General features: G+C 35.5%; 16 protein-coding genes. 11 read left to right on the top strand and 5 right to left on the bottom strand.

Going from position 1 to position 23,925, the window contains the following annotated elements:
* The first annotated feature begins 542 nt into the window (after nucleotides 1–542).
* The 4 genes from SAGCYANO_RS45785 to SAGCYANO_RS27875 all read left to right on the top strand — a co-directional run bounded on the left by SAGCYANO_RS45785 (nucleotide 543) and on the right by SAGCYANO_RS27875 (nucleotide 7,024).
* Nucleotides 543–3,350: a CHAT domain-containing protein gene (locus tag SAGCYANO_RS45785; RefSeq protein WP_237396765.1), complete on the top strand. Its 2,808-nt coding sequence runs from the start codon at nucleotides 543–545 to the stop codon at nucleotides 3,348–3,350.
* Between the two features lie 1,257 nt (nucleotides 3,351–4,607).
* Nucleotides 4,608–5,570: a hydroxymethylbilane synthase gene (gene hemC, locus SAGCYANO_RS27885; protein ID WP_202223045.1), complete on the top strand. Its 963-nt coding sequence runs from the start codon at nucleotides 4,608–4,610 to the stop codon at nucleotides 5,568–5,570.
* 967 nt (nucleotides 5,571–6,537) lie between these two features.
* Complete coding sequence (locus tag SAGCYANO_RS27880) at nucleotides 6,538–6,855, top strand: hypothetical protein (RefSeq protein ID WP_202223044.1); 318 nt, start codon at nucleotides 6,538–6,540, stop codon at nucleotides 6,853–6,855.
* Nucleotides 6,848–7,024, top strand: coding sequence for a type II toxin-antitoxin system VapC family toxin (locus tag SAGCYANO_RS27875; RefSeq protein WP_202223043.1), 177 nt, complete (start codon nucleotides 6,848–6,850; stop codon nucleotides 7,022–7,024). Before SAGCYANO_RS27880 ends, SAGCYANO_RS27875 begins: the two co-directional genes overlap by 8 nt.
* An 87-nt stretch (nucleotides 7,025–7,111) precedes the next feature.
* Here SAGCYANO_RS27875 and SAGCYANO_RS27870 read toward each other — a convergent pair whose 3' ends face one another.
* Both SAGCYANO_RS27870 and SAGCYANO_RS27865 read right to left on the bottom strand, forming a co-directional pair.
* Complete coding sequence (locus SAGCYANO_RS27870; RefSeq protein ID WP_202223042.1) at nucleotides 7,112–7,636, bottom strand: hypothetical protein; 525 nt, start codon at nucleotides 7,634–7,636, stop codon at nucleotides 7,112–7,114.
* Between the two features lie 98 nt (nucleotides 7,637–7,734).
* Nucleotides 7,735–8,277 carry a hypothetical protein gene (locus SAGCYANO_RS27865; RefSeq protein WP_202223041.1) on the bottom strand — a complete coding sequence of 181 codons (543 nt, stop codon included), beginning with the start codon at nucleotides 8,275–8,277 and terminating at the stop codon, nucleotides 7,735–7,737.
* 1,164 nt (nucleotides 8,278–9,441) lie between these two features.
* Here SAGCYANO_RS27865 and dnaE point away from each other — a divergent pair.
* Entirely contained in the window at nucleotides 9,442–15,057 is a 5,616-nt protein-coding gene (gene dnaE / locus SAGCYANO_RS27860) for a DNA polymerase III subunit alpha (RefSeq protein WP_202223040.1), read from the top strand.
* Nucleotides 15,058–15,228: 171 nt separating this feature from the next.
* Here the strand turns inward: dnaE and SAGCYANO_RS27855 are convergent, their stop codons facing one another.
* Nucleotides 15,229–15,417, bottom strand: a complete 189-nt coding sequence (locus SAGCYANO_RS27855) for a hypothetical protein (protein WP_202223039.1) — start codon at nucleotides 15,415–15,417, stop codon at nucleotides 15,229–15,231.
* Nucleotides 15,418–15,649: 232 nt separating this feature from the next.
* Here SAGCYANO_RS27855 and SAGCYANO_RS27845 point away from each other — a divergent pair, with 232 nt between their 5' ends.
* From SAGCYANO_RS27845 to SAGCYANO_RS27830, 4 genes are all read left to right on the top strand, one after another.
* Entirely contained in the window at nucleotides 15,650–15,814 is a 165-nt protein-coding gene (locus SAGCYANO_RS27845) for a hypothetical protein (protein WP_202223037.1), read from the top strand.
* Nucleotides 15,815–15,932: 118 nt separating this feature from the next.
* Nucleotides 15,933–17,336, top strand: coding sequence for an OB-fold nucleic acid binding domain-containing protein (locus tag SAGCYANO_RS27840; protein WP_202223036.1), 1,404 nt, complete (start codon nucleotides 15,933–15,935; stop codon nucleotides 17,334–17,336).
* Between the two features lie 87 nt (nucleotides 17,337–17,423).
* Entirely contained in the window at nucleotides 17,424–17,993 is a 570-nt protein-coding gene (locus SAGCYANO_RS27835; protein ID WP_202223035.1) for an ADP-ribosylation family protein, read from the top strand.
* Between the two features lie 27 nt (nucleotides 17,994–18,020).
* Nucleotides 18,021–18,323 carry a hypothetical protein gene (locus SAGCYANO_RS27830; protein ID WP_202223034.1) on the top strand — a complete coding sequence of 101 codons (303 nt, stop codon included), beginning with the start codon at nucleotides 18,021–18,023 and terminating at the stop codon, nucleotides 18,321–18,323.
* A 544-nt stretch (nucleotides 18,324–18,867) separates the two neighbouring features.
* On the opposite strand, the gene SAGCYANO_RS48145 is transcribed toward SAGCYANO_RS27830, so the two are convergent.
* On the bottom strand, nucleotides 18,868–18,993 hold the full coding sequence (locus SAGCYANO_RS48145) for a hypothetical protein (RefSeq protein ID WP_255502732.1): 126 nt from the start codon (nucleotides 18,991–18,993) through the stop codon (nucleotides 18,868–18,870).
* Nucleotides 18,983–21,589 carry a DNA topoisomerase (ATP-hydrolyzing) subunit A gene (locus tag SAGCYANO_RS27825; RefSeq protein WP_202223033.1) on the bottom strand — a complete coding sequence of 869 codons (2,607 nt, stop codon included), beginning with the start codon at nucleotides 21,587–21,589 and terminating at the stop codon, nucleotides 18,983–18,985. Before SAGCYANO_RS27825 ends, SAGCYANO_RS48145 begins: the two co-directional genes overlap by 11 nt.
* 1,352 nt (nucleotides 21,590–22,941) lie before the next feature.
* On the opposite strand from SAGCYANO_RS27825, the gene SAGCYANO_RS27820 reads away from it, so the two are divergent.
* Both SAGCYANO_RS27820 and SAGCYANO_RS27815 read left to right on the top strand, forming a co-directional pair.
* Complete coding sequence (locus SAGCYANO_RS27820; RefSeq protein WP_202223032.1) at nucleotides 22,942–23,340, top strand: response regulator; 399 nt, start codon at nucleotides 22,942–22,944, stop codon at nucleotides 23,338–23,340.
* Nucleotides 23,341–23,394: 54 nt separating this feature from the next.
* Entirely contained in the window at nucleotides 23,395–23,550 is a 156-nt protein-coding gene (locus SAGCYANO_RS27815; protein ID WP_202223031.1) for a hypothetical protein, read from the top strand.
* Nucleotides 23,551–23,925: the final 375 nt, after the last annotated feature.

Genomic DNA, 23,925 nt, shown 5'->3' with positions numbered 1-23,925 from the left:
CGCAAATGCCATTCGCTCCTACAGATAGCGGTTTAAAAGTCAATTTGCGTAAGTCCTGATTATATCAAATCCGGTAGCATTGGTACAATTTACACCCTTTAGGGGTTTGGTCTCCAAACCCCCTACAAACCCTGAGTTTTGAGCATGAATGGCGATCAGAATATAAGAGGGCGAATGCCTTATGCGTTCCGCAAAGCTCCGAATGGCCCCCCTACGAGAAACCAACGGATTTAATATTAGGGGAGCAGGACAACTAAGGTCTGTTCTACTTTGCGATCGCAACATAGTTGTCAGTTGTCACATCTGCATCTCTGGATAAACTTTCTCTAATATCATGTCCGGTTGAACAGTTATAAATAACGACCGAGGAGTCAGGAGTCAGGAGGGAAGAAAGAAGAAAGAAGAAAGAAGAAAGAAGAAGAAAAAAGGAAGAAGAAAGAAGGAAGAAGGAAGAACAAGAACAGGAGAAGAAGGAGAAAGTTTTTTTATCACTAATTATCCGGACATGATATAACTCCAATTTTACCGGAATAAAATAGTATTTGACCATTTCAATCAGAGCTGATTTATTTAACTCAACCATGAAAAGTTTAACAGTTAAGCGCTATCTCTTATCCCTATTAATACCTCTACTAGCAATAGTAGTTACAACCAAGACAAAAGCTGAATCTATCACTCCAGCTAACGATGGCACAAATACAACAGTTAACCAAAATGGCAATCAATTTAATATTCAAGGAGGTACTCGCAGTAGAGACGGGACAAACCTCTTCCACAGCTTTGACCAATTCAACCTAAATTCAGGCCAAACTGCTAATTTCCTGACTACCCCAGACACCCGTAATATTCTCGGTAGAGTTACGGGTGGAAATGCCTCAATTATTAACGGTCAGATACAAGTAATTGGCGGTAATTCCAATCTCTTGTTAATGAACCCCGTAGGTGTGATATTTGGTAAAAATGCCAGTCTGAATATTCCTGCTTCATTCAGCGTCACCACAGCTACAGACATAGGCTTTAACAACAACAACTCCTGGTTTACAGCGATAGGAAACAATGATTACTCAAATCTAGTAGGAAACTCTAGTGGATATAGATTTAACACCTCAGACCCAGGCGTTATAATTAATGAAGGCAACCTACGTTTAAAACCCGAAAATAATCTCACTTTACTTGGTGGTACAGTCATTAATATTGGGCAGCTCTCCACTGCTGGTGGTAACATTAATATCGCAGCAGTAGAAGGTAATAGTACCATAAAAATTTCTCAACCAGGGAATTTATTAAGTTTGGAAGTATCTCCAACAGTTGGAAATAGGGTGACTATTCCTAGTTTTTTGCCTGTACTATTGTTACCTGAATTATTGACAGGAGGGGAAATAAATCATGCCACATCTGTTAGCATTAATTCTCAAGGTGATGTAGTATTAGACGGTTCAAATACCATAATAGATGACGTACCAGGAACGGTTATTGCCTCTGGAAGTCTTGATGTGTCCACAACTCCCCCCCCCTTTCAAAGGGGGGTCAGGGGGGGATATAATATTGGGGGACAAATTAATGTGTTAGGCGATCGCGTAGCAGTTATTGATGCCAATATTAACGCCAATAGTGTAAATGGAGGCGATATAGTATCAATTGGAGGTAATTTTCAAGGTAATGAAGTTGTTCCTAATTCTGTGGAAATTTTGATTAATGAAAAGACGATTATTTCTGCTGATACTGTTGAGAATGGAGAGGGTGGAAAAGTCATAATTTTGTCAGATGGAAAAAATTATTTTGCCGGAAATATTAGTGCTACTGGAGGAGAATTTTCTGGTAATGCTGGAGAGGTAAATATATTTGGAAAAGAGGCAATAATTGTTGAGGGCAATATCGATGTTAATGTCATAACAGGAGAAACGGGAACTATATTAATTAGTTCTGAAACTACTCCTCCAGGAATAAAAAAGGGAGCAAATCTAGAAGATGATGATTTTCTAATTATACTAGAAAGTTATGAAACCAAAATTGAAGGCGGTATTAATTTTACTGATTTTATTAGTATCGACCAACTATTAATTGATGGTAATAGAGAGGCAACTATACCGAAAATCTCTAGTCTCAATAGAACAGCCCAAAATACCCTCGCCAACTTCCAAAAATTAGCAACTATAGAAAAAGGTCGCAGCGATACATTTGCCGACTATTTTGGAAAAAACTTCTCACGGCAAAAAACATCTACAAAAAATATTAGAGAAGTTCTGGCAGAAATTGACCGTCAAACAGAAAATAATTCAGCAATTATCTATGTCACGGTTTACCCAGAAGAATTGCAGTTAGTATTATATACACCAGGTAATACCCCCATCGTGAAAACTATTCCCGGTGTCAAGCGCGAGGAATTGATGAAACTTGTGCTACAGTTACGCCTCTATATTACTAATCCAGAGGAACGCTTTACTCAAAACTATCTGTTGCCAGCACAAAAATTATATGATTTGCTAATTGCACCCCTATCAACTGAAATAGAAGCAGCTAATGTCAATACTTTACTATTCAGTATGGATGAAGGTTTACGGACATTACCTGTAGCTGCATTACACGACGGTAAACAATTTATGGTGGAAAAATATAGTCTGAGTTTGATTCCTAGTATCAGCTTAATGGATAGTAACTATCGAACTCTTGAAGATACCCAAGTATTAGCAATGGGAGCTAGTGAGTTTATTGGAAAGATTCCCTTACCAGCAGTACCCGTAGAATTAGAAACTATTTCTCAAAAATTGTGGAAAGGTAAAAAATTTCTCAATCAAGAATTCACTTACAACAACCTATTAGCTCAACGACAAAATTATCCTTATCCCATAATTCACCTGGCAACTCATGCAGAATTTCGAGCAGGAAAAGCTAATAAATCATATATTCAATTATGGGGAGACGAACAATTAAGGCTAGACCAAATGCGAGAACTAGGCTGGAATCAACCTCCAGTAGAATTGTTGGTATTGTCAGCTTGTCGTACTGCCTTTGGTGATAAAAATGCCGAATTAGGTTTTGCCGGGTTGGCAGTCGCAGCAGGAGTCAAGTCAGCTTTAGCTAGTGTGTGGTATGTGAGTGATGAAGGGACATTAGGGTTAATGACAGAATTTTACGCTCACTTAAATGAGTCTAAGATTAAATCAGAAGCTTTACGGCAAGCACAGTTAGCAATGTTGCGAGGGGAAGTAGTTATTGCAGAAGGTCAGTTAAAGGGTACTGGTTCCTATGGCTCTGTAATGTTACCGTCGGCACTAAGAAAGTTTGAGAATAAGAATTTATCTCATCCTTATTATTGGGCAGGATTTACTATGGTTGGTAGTCCTTGGTAAGTCCTCGGTGGTAGGGGAGTGGGGGAGTAGGGGAGTAGGGGAGTAGGGGAGTAGGGGAGTAGGGGAGTAGGGGGTCACACTTGACACCAATGCTACTGGATTTGATATTTTAACAGTTTTGTGGAATGGGCATCTTGTCCGTTCCTGTTCCCTTTCTCCATTTGCTATCTTTTACATTGATTTTCCTTTCTACAGCATTCGCGATCGCGGAGCGGAACGGAGTTCTATCGCTAAGATACTATAAACTTTTTTTAGTTGAATAAAAAGTCATGCGTAGGGGCGAACAACCCCTTATACTACTTATGATATCACAAAAATTGTGAGGATAGAGCCGAAAATCCTTTCACCCCCTGATTTTTTTTGGAGCTTAACAGAATGAAAATATTGCTGGTTTTTCACGGAGGGGTGATAGATGGAAAGATTCGACTGCGGGAAAAACACATCTGTTTTAAGCTTCACGAGATGAGGATATTTCTGGGTTTGATAAATATTCCTGAATACTTGATTATCTATGAACAAGGAATTTTAGTTGAATAAAAAGTCATGCGTAGGGGCGAGCAACCCCTTATAGTCTTTATCATATCACAATTTTTGTGAGGATGGAACCGAAAATCCTTTGACCCGCTGATTTTTAGAGCTTACTAAAATGAAAATATTTCTGGCTTTTCACTGAGGGGGCGATAGATGGAAAGATTCAACTGCGGGAAAAACACATCTGTTTTGAACTTCACAATTTGAGCTTCACAAAATGAAGATATTTCTGGTATTTTTCCTGGGGAAACATTCTTGAATACTTGATTCTCTATATTCTCTATGAACAAGGAATTTTAGTTGAATAAAAAGTCATGCGTAGGGGCGAGCAACCCCTTATAGTCTTTATCATATCACAATTTTTGTGAGGATGGAACCGAAAATCCTTTGACCCGCTGTTTTTTATAAGAGCTTATTAAAATGAAAATGTTGCTGGCTTTTCACTGAGGGGGGAGACAGATGGAAAGATTCGACCCTATGTTTTGAGCTTCACAAAATGAAGATATTAATATTCCTGAATGAATATATAAACACTTAAACTCAGTCAGGGATTACTTCTAACTTCTAAATTTTAACTTCTAAATTTTAACTTCTAGCTTTTGATTTTTGACTCCCAAATTCTAACTTTTGACTTTTGACTTTTAACTTTTGACTTCTAAAATTAGGCCCCTTTTTACTGTACTCTAGAAAGAATGACCACAATTATTTACTGGAAATTATTAAGATATGACAGTATCTGCCCCTACTCGTACCGTTAGGATCGGTTCCCGCAAAAGTCAACTCGCTTTAGTTCAAACCTACTGGGTACAAGAAGAACTCCAGAAAAATTTCCCAAATATCACATTTGAAGTCCACACTATGTCTACTCAAGGAGACAAAATTCTAGATGTAGCCTTAGCAAAAATTGGGGATAAAGGGCTTTTTACCAAAGAACTAGAGTTGGGAATGCTGCAAAACGAAACTGATTTAGCAGTTCATTCTCTCAAAGACTTACCTACAAATCTGCCAGAAGGTTTAGTTTTAGGTTGTGTCACCGAACGGGAAAACCCGGCAGATGCTCTAGTCGTCCATGAAAAGTTCAAAGATAAACAACTTGAAGCTTTGCCAGAAGGTGCTGTTATTGGTACATCTTCCTTGAGACGTTTGGCACAACTCCGTCACCATTACCCACATTTTGAATTTAAGGATGTTCGTGGAAATCTCAATACTAGACTAGCAAAACTGGATGCTGGAGAGTATGATGCCCTAATCCTAGCTTTTGCTGGTTTGCATAGATTGGGTATGGGCGATCGGATTCATCAGGTTATACCGCCAGAGGTTTCTCTTCATGCTGTTGGGCAAGGTGCTTTGGGAATAGAATGTCGTGCTGGAGATAATGATATTCTCGATCTATTGAAGAGTTTGGAACATACTTCTACGGCTCAGAGATGTTATGCCGAACGTGCTTTTTTGAGAGAGTTGGAAGGTGGGTGTCAAGTTCCTATTGGTGTCAATACTAAAGTAGAGGGGGAACAACTGACTTTAACTGGTATTGTTGCTAGTTTAGATGGTCAGAAATTAGTTAAGGATGTTGTTATTGGTGGTGTTAATGATGCGGAACAAATAGGTATTGGATTAGCTCAGAAATTGAGAAAACAGGGTGCCCAAGAAATCTTAGATGAAATTTTGGCAGAAATTGACCGTAGTTAGTTTTCAGTTATCTATAGAATTTGGAATATTTGGCTGAGATATCTGAGTTATAGGGGCGAGTTTAAAGATAAATAGGGTTTGCTGAAAAAGTCTTTTTTAAGGAGTAGGGGAGTGTGGAAGATTTTTTTTGCCCAACTATGGGCTAAAAATGCGCTCCTTTTTGAGCATGAAGAGCTGAAAATCATGTAATTTTTCTATACCTAAAAAGGCTAAAAACTTTATCTGGCAATTAATTATTTGATATTTAATCAGCAAACCCTAAATATTGATAAGCGTTCAGCTGTCAGCTATTAGCTATCAGTTATTAATTTTTGACAAGGTAAAAGCAACCTTTGAAATTGAGAAAGAATAAAAATTTACTGCAAAAGTCCCGTTTATAAACCTGAGAAGTAATTATTCATTACTAATTGCTGATAGCTAACTCCTAATAGCTGTTTGCGCAGGATTCCGTAGGAAATGCTTACAAACATTGAGGTGATATTATTTCAGTTTCAACTCAAATCTACTTCACCCCTAATTAGGGTTTGCTGAAAAAGTCTTTTAGTGGGGGGAGAATACAGGAGACAGGACACAGGAGGAATGGGGAATTTAGAGGAGGTAGAAGTAAGAATTATCCCTTAATTTTTCTGCCCAACTCTTATACAAAGACTAACTTTTTGAGCCTTCTTATACCAATTTCATAAACTGAAACAACACTTGTAAAAGTATCTATCAAACTTGAAAACTAAGCTGTCAAGTTATGTGTAATCTGACTCTAGGAAATTGGTATTAGCCGAAAATATGGTACTTTTTTTCAACCTAATAAGGCTGAAACTTTTATATGTGAATACTTTGATTGTTAATCACCAAGCCCTAATTATTTTAGATTTTGCCAAATTTAGGTTTCATAGCTTGATTCACTAACGCCAAATATTTAATCTAAAACCTAGAAAAAATGTCAAATGTAGAGTGAGGATATTTTTAAATTATGCAAATTAAAATTAATTTACCAGATAAGTTAACGGAAAGAGTTCAAGGTAAATGGGATAATTTACAACAAAAGATTATTGCTAATCTTGTATTAGAGGATTTTCGAGAAGGATTAATTGATTTTGATGAACTAAAAGAGCTGCTGAATTTTTTCTCTGATGTTGAACTTATTGAATTTTTCAAACAAAATAATATGCTTCATTCTCAGGGGATACTTAATTTATATGGTACTTGTACCGATTTTGATTTGGTAGAGGATAATCTGGAAATTTGTGATGAGATGGATGATGATTTAGTTGGAGCTTTTAATGAGTAATAGTTCTTTAATTTATTTACTAGATACAAATGTTTGTGTCATGTATCTGAAGGGAAAAGTACTAAATATTAAGAGCCGTATTGATAACTTAGAGGCTGAAAAAAATGCGGTTTGTTCTGTAGTCAAAGCAGAATTATTTTATGGTTCTATCTTGGGAAAGTTATTGTAAAGAAACTTTTGAAACGGTTGATAATTTTGAAGAGTTTAAATCGACTGCAATTGGTAGATTATGACCCTGAAACAGCATTTTGAAGGATTAATCCTCATAATTTACTATTGGTTTTAAAGGAATAGGGTTTGGTTGTTCCTGAATGGAAAGTTTTTGAGGTAGTGCAATAATATTTTCAGTGAAAACCCAAACTGTAAGGCTAGAAATAACTCCAGATAGTAAGCCAAGAATTAAGCCTTCAATCCATCCTCGCACTCTTCCCTTAGAACTAGCATTTTCGATCAGACGAGCAAACGATTCTTGAGGAACTTTTAGGACAGTTTCTGCAGTACTTTTATCCTCTTCTAACTCACGAATACGTTCTTGTAATCTACTAACTTCTTCTTTGTTTTCTTGAGCCTCACTTTGTAATTGTTCTACAGCAAATATTGCAGACTCTAGCTCTTTTTTAATATCGCTTAATCTAGTAATTCGGGTATCTATAGTTTGGGGATCGATCACCTCATTTAGAGGAATTTCATAACTTATAAATGGTATTGGTAATTTTATTCTAACTTGAGCCTTGCTTAAAACTTTCTTTAAGTTTATGTTTTGATGGATAATCTTTTTCATAGTTCATTAAAGAAGCAGAAATAACTTTAAATCAATTGTAGCTCGGTCATGGAAATGTTGCTATTTCAGCTAAAGATAATCAACACCACTGGTATTTCCTAAAGAGCAGATTGAGGACTCCCGGTTTCAATTCTACGAGCAAACTTCCGAATATCTGCTACCTTTTGTATGTATTCATCAACTTGTTGTTTTAGGAGTTGAGGATCTGAATTTGGAAAGTCAAGCAAAGTACGACTAATGTCATAGTAATCAGATTCCTGTTGACGAAATCCTTGATATTTTTGCTCTGCTTTAAAAGTGTAAGCTAAAGTTACAATCAACCCTGTCCATGTTGTCAGTAAAGTCATAAAGATGACAGCCCATTTATCTGCTGCATCATAAAATTGGATAAGAACAGGCAAACTAACGGCTGAAATCAAACTCCAAATTACTCGTGCTGAGTCAAGCCTTTGGTAAGCTGCTGCCTGATTCTTCCAGTAAACTAAAGTTCCTTTAATTCTACTAAAGTGTTCTTTCAACCTCTCTTGCTCTTCTCCAAGATTATTGGCATTATCAAACCAGGTCCCAGCACTATCTAAATCAATTTTCTTTAAAAAAGCTCCGATTATAGGAACAATAGTTATCAATATTCCTATACACATAATTATGACTCCAATTGCCCATATATTTATAGACGAAACAGATGAAACTAATTTACTCATCACACAATAAATAAGGTATATCAGTCATATTTTTACTTGCTTGAAAGCTGCTTAACTATTAATTTTATAGCAGTTGTGATAAATATTCTGAAAGTCTTCTTGATGCCTAGATTCTCAATGTCTATAGTCTGATTAACAATTCAGATAGTTCTTTTTCTAGAAATTTTCCATTGCAGCAAAAGATATTTAAAAATTATAGAACTCCGTTTCACTACGCGATAAAACTACGTTACACTAGCGCGATAACTACGTTTAGCTGCGCTATCGCACTCCCACCCAAAAATTCTTTACTCATCTTAATAAGCACCTACGCAGAGCGAATGACTTACCTCCAAAATACACGAAAAATTCTTGACAAGCAACCACCCTATATCTCTTACATATCAATACTTTTGATAAATGGCCTACGAAAGCGCGATCGCACCCAAATTACCCTCATTTTTCCCCCTAAATAGCTCATTTGAACTTTTTTTGGAAAATTAAGTTTAAATTCCAAATATATTTAGCAATAATTTATCAGCTTAATTTATAATAACCATTCATTAAACCCTAAAAACATTACAGGTAAAGACTTTCAGTCAAACTAACAGCAGCCAAAATCAATCTTCTTCCTTCTTCCTTCTTCCTTCTTTCCTCTTACCGAATAATTAATAATTAAACAATTTACTTCTTCCTTGACACGATCGCACTCCCACTCAAAAATTCTTTACTCATCTTAATAAGCACCTACGCAGAGCGAATGACTTAACTCCAAAATACACGAAAATTTATTTCCCAGCAACCACCCTATATCTCTTACATATCAATACTTTTGATAAATGGCCAATTAGAGCGTGATCGCACCTAAATTTCCCCATTTTTCCTCCTAAATAGCTCATTTGAACTTTTTTGGAAAATTAAGTTTAAATTTCAAATATATTTAGCAATAATTTATAAACTTAATTTATATTAACCATTGATTAAACCCTAAAAAGCTTATAGGTAAAGATTTTCACTCAAATAAACAGCACCAAAAATTAAATATAAACCTTCTTCCTTCTTCCTTCCTGCTTCTTCCTTATAAAATAAAGCTACATATAATATTTATTCTAAAATCTAAAAAAAATGTCATTTGTTGGCCTACATATTCATAGCGACTACAGCCTATTAGACGGAGCATCCCAATTACCACAATTAATAGATAGGGCGGTAGAACTAGGAATGCCAGCCATTGCTCTAACAGACCACGGAGTAATGTATGGGGCGATTCAATTAATTAAACTTTGTAGAAATAAAGGAATTAAACCCATAATTGGCAATGAAATGTATGTGATAAAAGGAGAAATTGAGAAACAACAAAAAGGCAAAAAGTTTCACCAAGTAGTATTAGCAAAAAATACTCAAGGCTATAAAAATTTAGTCAAACTAACAACCCTTTCTCACCTACATGGTTTTCAAGGAAAAGGTATATTTGCTCGACCTTGTATTAATAAAGAATTACTAGAAAAATATCACGAAGGTTTGATAGTAACTAGCGGGTGTTTGGCAGGAGAAGTACCGCAAAATATTATGCAGGGAAAATATGAGGAAGCCAAGAAAATAGCTAAGTGGTACAAAGACTTATTTGGGGAAGATTATTATCTAGAAATTCAAGACCACGGTTTCCAAGAAGATAGAGTAGTTAATACTGGAATAGCTAAAATTGCCGATAAATTAAACATAAAAATAGTAGCGACAAACGACTCTCATTTTATTTCCTGTAGAGATGTAGAAGCTCACGACGCTTTGTTGTGTATTAACACTCAAAAATTAATAGCTGAAACAAAAAGGATGCGGTATAGTGGCACCGAATATTTAAAGTCTGCTGAAGAGATGAAATTATTATTTCGAGACCATCTAGAAGATAAAGTTATAGAGGAGGCGATCGCTAATACATTAGAAGTAGCAAATAAAGTTAAAGCCTACGAAGGAATATTAGGAGAACCACGAATTCCTGACTATCCGATTCCACCAGAACATAATGCTGATACTTATCTAGAAGAGCTTTCTTGGGATGGGTTATTAAAACGACTGAAACTGAAACAAAAAAATGAACTTCCTGTAGCTTATAAGGAACGAATGGAAACTGAATTGAAAGTTCTCCAGGAAAAAGGATTTTCTACATATTTTTTAGTGGTTTGGGATTACATTAAACACGCAAGAGATGCCAATATTCCTGTCGGACCGGGTAGGGGAAGTGCGGCTGGTTCATTAGTTGCTTATTCTCTGCGGATTACTAATATAGATCCGGTACATCATGGCTTATTATTTGAAAGATTTTTGAATCCTGAACGGAAATCAATGCCAGATATTGATACAGATTTTTGTATTGAAAACCGAGATGCAATGATTGATTATGTGACTGAACGGTATGGAGAAGAGAGAGTTGCTCAAATTATTACTTTTAACCGGATGACATCTAAGGCAGTATTAAAAGATGTGGGAAGAGTGTTGGGAGTTTCGTTTGGGGAAGCGAATAAAATGGCAAAGTTAATTCCTGTTGCACGGGGTAAACCTGCAAAGTTAAAGGTGATGATTTGTGATGAAACTCCTTCCCCAGAATTTAAGGAAGCTTTTGAGAATAAAGAAATACAAATAGAAGATAATGAAGGGGGAGAAGTTAATACAATTTCTGTCCGACAATGGATCGAGATGGCAATTAGAATTGAGGGTACTAATAAAACTTTTGGAGTACACGCGGCAGGGGTAGTAATTTCTAAAGAACCTCTGGATGAAATTGTGCCTTTGCAAAGAAATAATGATGGCTCGGTGATTACTCAGTATCACATGGAAGATATAGAATCCCTTGGCTTGTTGAAGATGGATTTTTTGGGATTGAAAAATTTAACGATTATTCAGAATACTGCCGATTTGATTGAGCAAAATCATCATCTTCCTTTGGTTCCAGATGAGTTGCCAGCTAATGAAAGAAAGGCAATGGAAATTTTGGCAAGAGGCAATATTAAGAAAATGCCAGAGGATGTGAAAAAAACCTATGAACTTATTAAGTCTGGAGATTTGGAAGGGGTATTTCAATTGGAATCTTCTGGGATGGTTGATGTTGTGAAAAAATTGAAGCCTACTTCTATTGAAGATATTTCTTCTATTTTGGCTTTGTATCGCCCCGGACCTTTGGATGCTGGTTTAATTCCGAAGTTTATTGACCGAAAACATGGGCGGGAAGAAATTAAATATCAACATCCAAAGTTAGAACCGATTTTGCAAGAAACTTATGGGGTTCTTTGTTTGCCAAAGGGAACTTTAATTGATAAACCAGATGGTTCGAGAGTGGCGATCGAAAATATTAAGAGTGGGGAGATAATTTTAACTTCGGATGGTAGGAAAGTTTGGCAGGCAAAAGTTGCTAAACAGTGGCGGAGTGGTGTTAGGGAAATATTAAAGATTACTTTGTCTAGCGGAACGGTAATTTATGCGGGAAAAAACCATCGCTTTTTAACTCCGGAAGGAGATAAGTTTGCCTGGGAGTTGAAACCTGGGGTGGGGGAAGTTAAGAAGGGTAATATTTATGGTTCTGCGGTCTATGAAAAATGGCAAGTTTCTAGTAATCAGAAAAAACTAGGTAAAAATGAAGCTTATTTCTCAGATAGACAGAAACTAGAAAGTTGGGAAAAATCTAGAGAAAACCATCTACAGATTTTCTCTTGTTCTTTAGCAACTCCTTCAGAAAATTCTATTTCTCAGACAGATACTTCGAGTCGGAAAAATCTGGAGTCTTCCCCAGAAAAAGCTACCTTATTTAGACCGACTAATTTCTCAGATAAACCTCAGCAGGAAAATGGGGAAAATTTCCGAGAAAATTATCTACAGATTTCCTCTTTTTCTTTGGCAACTCCTTCAGAAAATTCCATTTGTCAAACAGATACTTCGATTTGGAAAAATCTGGAGTTTTCCTTGTCAAAATCAACCTTATTCACACAGAAAAATCTAAGAAATTTTTCTTTGGCAACTCCACAGATTTCCTTTTTATCTTTAGCAACTCCTTCAGAAAATTCTATTTCTCAGACAGATACTTCAAGTCAGAAAAATCTAGAGTTTTCCCAGGAAAAAGGTACCTTATTTAAACCGACAAATTTTTCAGATACAGGGAAGCTGAAAAATTGGGAAAATTTCCGAGAAAACCATCTAGAGATTTCCTCTTTCTCTTTAGCAACTCCTTCAGAAAATTCTATTTCTCAGACAGATACTTCAAGTCGGAAAAATCTAGAGTTTTCCCAGGAAAAAGGTACCTTATTTAAACCGACAAATTTTTCAGATACAGGGAAGCTGAAAAATTGGGAAAATTTCCGAGAAAACCATCTAGAGATTTCCTCTTTCTCTTTAGCAACTCCTTCAGAAAATTCTATTTCTCAGACAGATACTTCAAGTCGGAAAAATCTAGAGTTTTCCCAGGAAAAAGGTACCTTATTTAAACCGACAAATTTTTCAGATACAGGGAAGCTGAAAAATTGGGAAAATTTCCGAGAAAGCCATCTAGAGATTTCCTCTTTCTCTTTAGCAACTCCTTCAGAAGATTCCATTTATAAGACAGATACTTCGATTCAGAAAAATCTGGAGTTTTCCTTCTCAAAACAAACCTTATTCAGACAGACAAATTTATCAGATTTTTCTTGGGCAACTCCTTCAGAAGATTCCATTTATAAGACAGATACTTCGAGTCATAAAAATCGGGAAGAGTCTAACCAAGAAATCTACGAAAAAACTCATTTTCAGGATGCCAGACTTGTTTATGTTGTCTCTGTGGAAGAAGCAGGAAAAGCGGAATGTTTTGATTTAGAAATGGAAGACCAAAACTCACCATACTTTCTAGCAGAAGGAGTAGTTGTTCATAATTGTTACCAAGAGCAAATTATGAAAATGGCTCAAGATTTAGCAGGATATTCTTTAGGAGAAGCAGATTTATTACGTCGTTGTCTAAGTGGTTCCACAAAAGTAATAGATGCAGCAACAGGCAACTTAATTAGTCTCAAAGAAATAGCTGTCAAACCTGAGTATTGGTTGAGTCGAAAAGTCTTTTCTTTAGACATCAAAAGTCAACAAATTGTTCAAAAACCAATAACAGAAATTCATGCTAATGGTGTCCGAGATGTTTGGGAAATTACCACTCGTACAAATAGGAAAATTAGAGCTACAAACGACCACCTTTTTTATACAGTTTTAGGATGGAAACCTTTAAAAGATTTTGACCTAGGCGATCGCTTAGGTTTACCAAAAAAAATTCCGATTAATCATAGTAGTCAAATATCTGATGCTCAAATTAAACTTACTGCTTATTTAATAGGTGACGGACATCTAGAAGTTAGAAGTCAGAAGTCAGAAGTCAGAAGTTATTTCTGTAATAGTGATCCAGAATTAATTACTGATTTTAATCGCTGCGCAGAAGAATTATTTGGCTCTTCAGCACCTGTCGATAAACAACTACATCCAGGAAAAAAATCAGTTATTTATGTCCGTATAGGTTTTCTGTCAGTTTTTAATAATTGGGTAGATAATCATCTCAAACGTGCTAATTCACCGGATAAAGAAATTCCTAATTGGATATTTTCTTTGTCTAAGAGTCAGTTACAACTTTTCTTAGGAATTTTATGGTCAACCGATGGTAGTTTTGACAAAAAAATTGGTCATACAGATTACAACTCTACCTCAGAAGTTTTAGTCAGACAAATCCAACATTTACTTCTGCGTTTAGGTATAGTTTCTCTGTTCAATATTAAAAAGATAAAATATCAAGGTAAGCCTTATCTTTCTTATCGAGTTCAAATTACAGGACGTGAGGATATGCTCAAGTTTTGTGAATTGATACAGCCATATTTGAGTAGTTATAAACAGGAGCTTTGTCAAAGTTGTTATTTAGTCATCAAAGATAAACAAAAAAATCAATCCAAACATTGCCTACCTCCAGAAATTCTTACCCTAATTGCACAAGCTAAAAAAGCTAGTGGAATGACTTGGACAGAAATAGACAAAGCTGTCGGTGTATGTCGTGGCACAATGTCGTCAGATTTGAATTTTCAAAACACCCCAACTAGGAGTTTATCCCGTCATAAAGTTCATAATTTTGCGACAGCTTTTGCAGATGAAGAATTAAAAGCAATAGCTAATTCTGAAGTGTTTTGGGATGAGATTACTTCTATAGAATATATTGGCAAAGAAGAAGTTTTTGATTTGACAATTCCCGAAACTCATAACTTCATTGCCAATGATTTTATAGTTCACAACTGCATGGGTAAAAAGAAGGTCTCGGAAATGGAAAAGCACCGAGAAATATTTATTGATGGTGCGACTCAAAGAGGTGTTAGTTCCGGGGTGGCACAAGATTTGTTTGAACAGATGATTAAGTTCGCTGAATATTGTTTGGCTTATGAGACAGAAATTATGACTGTGGAATATGGTGCTATTCCTATTGGTAAAATTGTAGAAGACCAGATTGAATGTACTGTTTATACGGTAGATGAGAATGGATATATTTATACACAGCCAGTCGCTCAATGGCATAATCGGGGTGTGCAGGAAGTTTATGAATATAGTCTAGAAGATGGAACAGTTATTCGGGCAACGCCAGAACATAAGTTTATGACTGAAGATGGTCAAATGTTGCCTATTGATGAAATTTTTGAGCGTAATTTGGATTTGAAGAGGGAAGAAGAAAGAGGGAAGAAGGAAGAAGGAAGAAGGAAGAAATAAACATAATCAAAAGATTCAGGATTTTTTTCTGGGAGCTATATCAGATTTTTTTTTCATTCTGTGAAGCTCCAAAAAAACGGCGGGTCAAAGGATTTTCCGTTGCATCCTCACAATTTTTCTGATATCATAAATGTTATTGGGGGTTGTTCGGCTATACGCATGACTTTTTATTCAACTAAAGATAGTTATAGTTTCCAGGGCGATCGCTAAGGTTGTAGAAAGGAAAATAAATGTAAAAGGGGTGAGATTTAGAGTTAGAGAGCGATCGCCTCTTGAGTTATTAGTTAAAAGACTTTTCAATATTAAGGAATTTTTCCCAGGAGCAATACCAGAAATATTTTCATCTTGTGAAGCTCTCATAAATGCTTATTTTTCCTCAATTACATCTTTCCATACATAACTCCTCAGAGGAAAACTACCAACATTTTCATTCTGTGGAGATCCAAAAAAAAACGGCGCGTCAAAGGATTTTCCGTTGCATCCTCGCAATTTTTCTGATATCATAACTGTTATTGGGGGTTGTTCGCCTATCCGCATGATTTTTTATTCAACATAAAAAATAGTATTGTGTCAAACGCTTTGGCGGAGCCTAGTGGCAACTACATCGCGAATGTTAATGTCAAAGATACCAAATGAGTTCTATTTAGTTTTAATTCTTGACTTTGAAAAAGGAGCAATAGTAGTGGTAAAAATTGTTTCTCGCAAGCTAGCAAAAACAGAAAATGTTTACGATATTGGTGTAAAAAAAAGACCATAACTTTGTCTTAGCAAATGGGTTAGTTGCCTCTAACTGTTTTAATAAATCTCATTCCACAGCTTATGCTTATGTAGCTTATCAAACTGCTTATTTAAAAGCTAATTATCCAGTTGAATATATGGCAGCTCTAATTACTGCTAATAGTGGCGACCAAGATAAAGTACAGAAATATATTGCTAATTGTCAAAAGTTAAATATCGAAGTCGAAGCGCCGAATATTAATAAGTCAGAAGTAGATTTTACACCCTTGCCAAATTTAAAAGAAGCAAAAGAGGAAACAAAAGGTAAAATTTTATTTGGATTATCCGCAGTAAAAAATGTAGGTGAAGGAGCAATAGAAGCAATTTTACAAGCAAGAAAAGAAAGTGGGGAGTTTAAATCTTTAGCCGATTTATGTGACCGTGTTAATCTTAATGCTCTGAATAGTCGTACTTTAGAATCTTTAATTAAATGTGGAGCCTTCGATAAAATTGAACCAAACCGTCACCAATTAATTGAAGATTTAGAAGGTGTAATGAAATGGGCGCAAAAGAGAAATAAAGACCGAGATATGGGGCAAAAAAGTTTATTTGATCTACCTGAAGCAACAATGCCAGCTTTTGATTCTGCTCCTAAATCTTCACCTGTTTCAGATTTTCCAGCCAAAGAAAAATTGCAGTATGAAAAAGAAATTATAGGATTTTATGTATCTGACCATCCTCTCAAATATGCACGGGAACAAAATAAAATTCCGGATGCTATTTCTATTGCTGAAATGAAGGAAAAGAAATCTAATTCCAAGATAAAATTAGTAGTAATGTTGGCTGGAATTAAACCTCATATTACTAAAAAAGGAGACCGAATGGCATTTCTGCAAGTAGAGGATATGACTGGACAAGTAGATGCGGTAGTTTTTCCAAAAGTATATGAAGAAATTAAAAAAGTAGATGAAGAAAACAAAAAAGCATATGAAGAAATTAAAGAGTTACTAACAGAAAATTCTCTTTTAGTCTTAACTGGAAAAGTTGATAAAAAGGATGATGAAAGTCAGTTATTAGTAGACAGTGCTGAAGCATTAGAAAAGGTAATGGCAGATGCAGTTGAACAACAGGAAAAACCAGTGACAGAACTAGAGAATTATCAAAATAAATCGAGAAATGAAGAGATAGAAATTAACCAACCTATTGCAGAAGTAGAAAAACCAATAGAGCAATTAGAAAGTCAAAGAAATTATCCGAAAAAAGACCCTGAATTATTAATAACTGAAAATGGTTATGCTAAACAAAGAAAAATAATTATCTTGCAAATACCAGTAAATACTATTCCTAACAATGATTCTTTATTTGAACAAATTAAAGCAATTGTTGAAGAACAATCTTCTGGCGATCAGGAAAAAGCAAAGGTAGCAATAGGAGCATTAATATCTGATGGAAAACAACAAAATTTAGTACAGTTTGGTAGGCAATTTTGGGTTGAAGACGGGGAGAAAACTATTAATAGTTTTAAGGCTATAAGACTTGAGGCAGAGATTATTAGTTACTAACATCGTATCTTGATTGAATATCTATAATAAGATAATAGCAAATAGAGGTAATTTTGGAATATTCTATCTTGAGAGCGAAAAAAAATTATGGAAAATTTTGCAGATATTCAAAGCTTGCTAAAAGGTTATTATAATGTAGATTTTCCAACTTCAATCTTTCAATTAGCTGATTTTTTACAAAACTATCCTGAAGAAGAATTGAAGATTGATTTAGGTACAGTTCGTGTATCTCCTTCTGGACTATTGAGCTTGATATTAAACCCAAAATTACTAACTGAAAATTTTAAGAAATTAGCACTTCTTCATTTTCGCTACTATCGAGATTTACCAGAATTTTTTACATACTTACATGGAGATTGTGATGGTTTGCACTGGGGACTTCTACTTGATGACCCTTCTGTTGGTTTTCGAGGTGCTGCGTCATACTATAACAATGATGGTGATGAAATAACGGTCTACAGCAGCATTTTCTCAGCACTTATTGATCGGTGCAAGGAAGAGCTGGAATATTGTGATGAATGTCTTGTAGATTTTCCAGAGGATGAGGATGAAGATTATCTAGAGACTAAAAGTATAATTAATAGAATAATTAATAGATTTTTAGAACGCATTCAAGATTATATAGGCAAGAATTCAATAGAGATTGTCGAAAATTGAGTAGAGAACGTTTCATCAGATACTGGTTTGGGACTTTGTGTACCTGAAAAGTTCCGCAGAAATGAATTATCAAAGGTTTATAGTAAACGTAGCAATGAAGGATACAAAGCACTTCTTGATAAATGTACAGATGATAACGTAGTACCTGCTTTAAAAGCAGGTCGATCTTTATGGTACTGGGGTGGTGAAAAATATTCTGAGAGAGCCTACAATTTACTTAAAAAAGCTTACACTGTACTCCAGCATGAAACATTGTTACACATTCTTGAGATTCACTATAATAACAGGGAAATTAAATGGGTGGACATGACTGATTCAAAAGAAGTCTAAATTGGAATTGATCTTATTCTTTATTTCCTCCTGAATCCTGACTTCTAAGAAATACCCTAGCTATTGGTAGCAAAAATTTATCAATTTGGTATTACTTATTTGAATACAGACTAATCTAAATCTCTGTTTCTTAAAAGATAATCTTTTATGCAATAAGATGAAGTTCAGAATGTAGAACTTAAAAGTGAAAAGCACTATCATATAAACTCAGAATAATTAGGGCTTGCTGATTAAATATAAAAGCATTAAAATATAAAGAATTTAGCCTTTTTGAGGTCGAAAAAAGTACCTGGTATCACGTCTAAAACACTCAAAAAGTTAGTATTTTAGGTAAGAGTTGAGCATAAAAATAAAGAAACCATTATTTCAAGGACTTCCTCGAGATTTATAAATAATAGTAATTTGGAAAAAGAATGTTATTAATAATAAAGGCAGTTAAAAGACACGTTCAGGAGGTTTTCCTTGAATTAAAAAGGTAAATTAAGACCTAATAATATCATGTCCGTTGGTATAGTTTGTGTAAAAGCTAGGGAAACATCTAACCTCATGTTAAAACTTCCCCTCTTCTTTCTTCTTCCCTCTTCCTTTTTCCTTCTTCCCTCATATTAAACTTTCCCTCTTCCTTCTTCCCTCTTCCTTCTTCCTTCTTCCTTCTGCTATCAATAACCAACCACCTTAATAATCCTCTCTTTTGCACCCAACTTCACCAACCTACTCCCCCTATCATCCTGTCCACAAACCTTAACCGAACCCACCATCATTCCACACACCTTACCATCAGTTGTTAACATCTGAGCTACTACATCCGACCCACCAACAACTATTCCCGCCAAAACATCAGTTTGTCTCGTAAACTGAAAAGCATTCTGACCAATACCACCACGATTAGCAACTCGCAACGAACCAATAGCAATACGCTTTCCATAACCCTGTTCAGAAACTAAAAATAAATTGCTTTCTCCATCCAAAGTCACACAACCTACCAACTCCTCTTGTTTTCTTAACCTTGTTGCTTGAGACCCCTGTGCAGTACGTCCCATTAAAGGTAACTGTTCCTCATCTATTTCTAATCTTAATAATCTCCCCCCAGAAGTTGCCAAAACTACTTGTTCCCCTACCTGAGCCAAATTAGCATAACGTAATTCATCATCTTCCTTTAGTTTAATTACTGTTATACCGCGATTTGTAATATCACTTAAATCAGACAAAGATAAACGCTTAATTTTACCATTTTGAGTCAACATGATTAAATATTTATTTTCTTCAGCTTCCTGTAAAACAAACTGAGCAATAATAAATTCCTGACGAGCATCTGTCATTTCCTTAGTTGCTGACGGTGATAATAACGTTACTAAAGGTACACCCTTATATTCATGTCGTGTTGTCGAACGATTAGAACCAGAAGGAATATCATTTACCTTCAGAGGATAAGCTTTACCAGTACGAGTCAATACCACTAAAGTTTGGTCCGTAGTTGCCTCAATAATATTAATAGTAAAATCATCACTATTTTCAACAGTAATATTAGATTTTTTATCAATTTGATGCTTCTCAAATTCTTTAGCAGCTAATCGTCTTACATATCCTCGGTGAGTAAATTCTATAACAACCTCTTCAGTCGGTGGTGGAGCAGCTTCCAAAGTCAAAAATTGTGATTCAACAGCTTTACCTTTTGATTTTCTACCTCTACCTTTAGCTTCCTTATTTATTTCTTGACTACCAATTTCTACATTGCCTTTTTGTTGAGAAACAGAAACATTTGATTCCCCTTGAACAATAATTCGAGTACGTCTAGGATCGCCATACTTGCGCTTTAGAGTCCGTAATTCTTTTTTCAGCGATCTTAAAAGTAAACGACGATCGCTCAATAAACCCTGTAACTCTTGTATTTTCCCCCTAAGTTCCTCATATTCTTCCTCTAATTTTTGCCTTTCCAAACCAGTCAGTCTGCGCATTGGCATTGCCAGAATAGCATCAGCTTGATTTTCACTCAAACCCAAACCTTCTTGGAAACTAACCTTAGCACTACTACCATCAGGAGCATTTCTGAGAATATCAATCGTAGTATCCAAATCTTTTAAAGCTTTGAGCAAACCCTCAACTATATGACACCTCCCTTGAGCTATTTCCAAATCATTACTGTAGCGACGAGTTAAAGTTTGCTCCCTAAAACTAATAAACTCCTGTAAAAAATCTCGTAGAGATAACTGTCGTGGTTGTGCATCAACCAAAGCCAACATAATAGCACCAAACTTTGAAAGTAAATCAGTATGCTGATAGAGGTGGTGAAGTACAACACTAGGGTCAGCTTCACGTTTAAGCTCAATTACAACCCTAATACCAGAGCGATCGCTCTCATCTCGCAAATCAGAAATACCCTCTATTTTACCAGCATTAACCAAATCTGCAGTTTTTTCAATCCAACCCGCCTTATTAACCTGGTAAGGCAACTCTGTCACCACAATAGCCCTTTTTGTGCGACGCCCACGAGCTGTAGGAACCTCCTCAATAGTGGCCACTCCCCTAATAGGAATACTACCTCTACCTTTAGTATAAGCATCAATAATGCCATCAGTACTAACAATTTCCCCACCAGTAGGAAAATCAGGCCCAGGAATCAATCTAAATAACTTTTCATCAGAAAGATTAGGATTATCAATCAAAGCAATCAGGCCATCCACTACTTCTCCCAGATTATGTGGCGGAACATTAGTCGCCATTCCCACTGCAATACCAGAAGAGCCATTAAGTAATAAAAAAGGTAACTGTGCCGGTAATACAGTAGGTTCTTGCTGAGAACCATCAAAGTTGTTGGTATAATCAACTGTAGCCTCACTAATTTGGGTAAGTAAGCCTTCATTGCTAATAGATGCCAAACGACTTTCTGTATAGCGCATAGCAGCAGCAGGGTCATTATCGATGGAGCCAAAGTTACCATGTCCATCGATTAACGGATAACGACTGGAAAAGTCTTGAATCATCCGTACCATAGCATCATAAACAGCTTGGTCGCCGTGAGGATGATATTTTCCCAGAACATCTCCAACCACCCTGGCACATTTACGAAATGGTCTGTCTGGGGCGAGACCAAGTTCATGCATAGCATATAGAATTCGACGATGCACTGGCTTTTGTCCATCTCTGACATCTGGCAAAGCCCTACCAACAATCACACTCATGGCATATTCAAGATATGATTGCTGCATTTCAATATGCAGCGCTGCAGTAATGACTTGTCCGGAAAGTAGATTTAATTGTTTGGCCATGAGTTGCTATTTATATTACTATTTATAAAAAATGACAGGCGTTGCTGATTCTGGGTATGATTTGATAATTTTGGATTTTGTATTTTGGATGGTTTGAACTACTTATTAATATTAACTGTTCCCTATTCCCTATAAACCCACTTTCATACCTTAATTCAGCAATGTCAAATGACAAAGCACAATTGAGAGACTAAGTCCAAATGTTATGACAATTTAAGATTTTCAGCATGGAATACCTAAATTTTCTCAAAGGTAACAAGGAGTACCCAACTTAATATGCACATTAGTTTATTAATTGGAGTGTATTGAAGGATGTTTTTTTCTAATTCAGGCAAAGTAAATTTAATATTTTTACCGAATAATTAATAATTAAGTAAGCATTTCCGTTTGTCATGCTGCGCAAACAGCCGTCAGCTATTAGCTATCAGCTATTAATTTTGGGTCCGCGTAAAAGCAACCTTTGAAATTGAAAAATAATAAAAAGTTACTGCCAAAGTCTCTGGACAAAACCTTAGAAGTAATGAATGCTTACATAATTAATAATTAAATAATTCAGCTTACTCTGCCTCCCCTTTCAAGGGGAAAAAATAAATTTTTTCCTTAAGGATCAATCCTTTCCCTAAAAGGGAGAGGTAATCATCCATTATCTATTATCCATTATCCATTAATGAAAGACCCTCACAGTCGTAGCTTTTTTTCTCTATTTTTTTAATGTACACAAGATTTTTTGAAGATAGTAACTAATACCAAGAGTGATAAATATTTGCTACAAATAACTAGGTTATTTCTTAGGAGTCAGTGGTAAGGGCAAACGGCCGTTTACCCGTACAGGTAGGGGAGCTATGGAATTGGCTATGTACAGAATGAATAGCTTTGATACCATTTATTAGGTCATAATTTATCTTTATCCCAATAAGATTGGACTATTAAGCTTCTCCCTGGTGAGATAAACGTTCAAAAACTTACAGATAACTATTAGAAAAATTTAAAACAATAGCTATTTAGTCAGTTGAGTAAATCATTGTGTAATTTTTAATTGATTAAACTGAAAGTAGTTTAACTAATACCATTTCACTTAAAAAATGTCACAAATAGTTGGTAACTGATGAAGTCAAATAATAAGCTGAAATTGCTGGATAATAGACGTTTTAAGTACTTAAAATCTCATTTTTGACTTTTGACTGTCAGATGTGCGTCTTACATTCTGAGGTCCCCTCAGAATTACGCACTCGATGCATGACTTTTGACTAAGCGTGAAACGGTATAAATTGACTTTCCCTATCTATAAAAAAATTTAGTCTAAACTTTATAATGGGGTTTTTAAACTTACGAGTATTTAGCGGGAGACTTATATGAAAACTGTTTTGATTGTAGAAGACGATCAAGTTAATGCTAGAGTTTTTTCCAAGATTTTGACCAAAAGAGGTGGTTTAGCTGTTAAGCACACAGAAGATGTGGAAGAAGTAGTAAAAATGGCTAACTCAGGAGAAGCAGACTTGATTTTGATGGACGTTTCTCTAGCTCGTAGTGTTTACCAGGGTAAATCTGTTGATGGGATTAAAATTACTCAAATTCTTAAAGCTAACCCTAAAACAGATAAAATACCAATCATATTAGTGACAGCTCATGCTATGGCAGGCGATCGAGAATCTTTTTTGAAGCAAAGTGGTGCAGATAGTTATATTTCTAAACCAGTAGTGGATCATCAAGAATTTGTCAGTCAGATTAAGGCATTGTTACCTCCTGATTAACGATCGTCTAAAAAATGACCACAAACTTTACTAGAATAAGCATAGAACTCTAAGATGATAATCCTGCTCCAATTTTTACATTTTTGGAGCGGGATATATTTTATAGCAGAAGGAAGAAGGAAGAAGGAAGAAGGAAGAAGGAAGAAGGAAGAAGGAAGAAGGAAGAAGGAAGAAGGAAGAAGGAAGAAAGAAAAGTATTACTTTGTCTAAGTTTTAAACTTTTGAACTGTCGGCACCCTTTGCTTCGACTGCTATACTATAGCAGCTTTCATTAACCATAGAATACAGAAATTTTTGCTTAAAAGCAGAAGGTAGAAGTTTTGTAGTCTACCTTGATAGCTAAAATATCTAATAGACCTCTTGCCAAAGTTTTCATTAAATAAATTCAAGATATGAAATCAATAATTTTATCTCCCTACTCCCTAGTTACCGAATAATTAAGGTTTAAAGCTTCTCCTTTAAAGGAGAAAAAAGCGGTTGAGGGATGGATGGGTTTCCTAACCATATCCAATCGACTAAGAGAAGAAAAAATTTTCCTTTTAGTCAATCCTATTCTTTTCAAGGATTAGGTAATAATTAATTATT

The organism is Okeania sp. KiyG1 (assembly GCF_014132355.1).
In the GTDB taxonomy this organism is placed as follows: Bacteria; Cyanobacteriota; Cyanobacteriia; order Cyanobacteriales; family Microcoleaceae; genus Okeania.
The sequence above is the reverse complement of the archived record's forward strand: the minus strand, read 5'-3'. Positions and strand labels throughout refer to the sequence as shown.

Excerpts from the sequence above, each read along its gene's own strand:
- SAGCYANO_RS27865 (WP_202223041.1), bottom strand. The coding sequence starts at position 8,277 with ATGTGTATAGGAATATTGATAACTATTGTTCCTATAATCGGAGCTTTT.
- SAGCYANO_RS27825 (WP_202223033.1), bottom strand. The coding sequence starts at position 21,589 with ATGGCCAAACAATTAAATCTACTTTCCGGACAAGTCATTACTGCAGCG.
- SAGCYANO_RS27820 (WP_202223032.1), top strand. The coding sequence starts at position 22,942 with ATGAAAACTGTTTTGATTGTAGAAGACGATCAAGTTAATGCTAGAGTT.
- SAGCYANO_RS27815 (WP_202223031.1), top strand. The coding sequence starts at position 23,395 with ATGATAATCCTGCTCCAATTTTTACATTTTTGGAGCGGGATATATTTT.
- SAGCYANO_RS27855 (WP_202223039.1), bottom strand. The coding sequence starts at position 15,417 with ATGAGAGCTTCACAAGATGAAAATATTTCTGGTATTGCTCCTGGGAAA.
- hemC (WP_202223045.1), top strand. The coding sequence starts at position 4,608 with ATGACAGTATCTGCCCCTACTCGTACCGTTAGGATCGGTTCCCGCAAA.
- SAGCYANO_RS27875 (WP_202223043.1), top strand. The coding sequence starts at position 6,848 with ATGAGTAATAGTTCTTTAATTTATTTACTAGATACAAATGTTTGTGTC.
- SAGCYANO_RS27880 (WP_202223044.1), top strand. The coding sequence starts at position 6,538 with ATGCAAATTAAAATTAATTTACCAGATAAGTTAACGGAAAGAGTTCAA.
- SAGCYANO_RS27835 (WP_202223035.1), top strand. The coding sequence starts at position 17,424 with ATGGAAAATTTTGCAGATATTCAAAGCTTGCTAAAAGGTTATTATAAT.
- SAGCYANO_RS27870 (WP_202223042.1), bottom strand. The coding sequence starts at position 7,636 with ATGAAAAAGATTATCCATCAAAACATAAACTTAAAGAAAGTTTTAAGC.
- dnaE (WP_202223040.1), top strand. The coding sequence starts at position 9,442 with ATGTCATTTGTTGGCCTACATATTCATAGCGACTACAGCCTATTAGAC.
- SAGCYANO_RS27840 (WP_202223036.1), top strand. The coding sequence starts at position 15,933 with ATGGCAGCTCTAATTACTGCTAATAGTGGCGACCAAGATAAAGTACAG.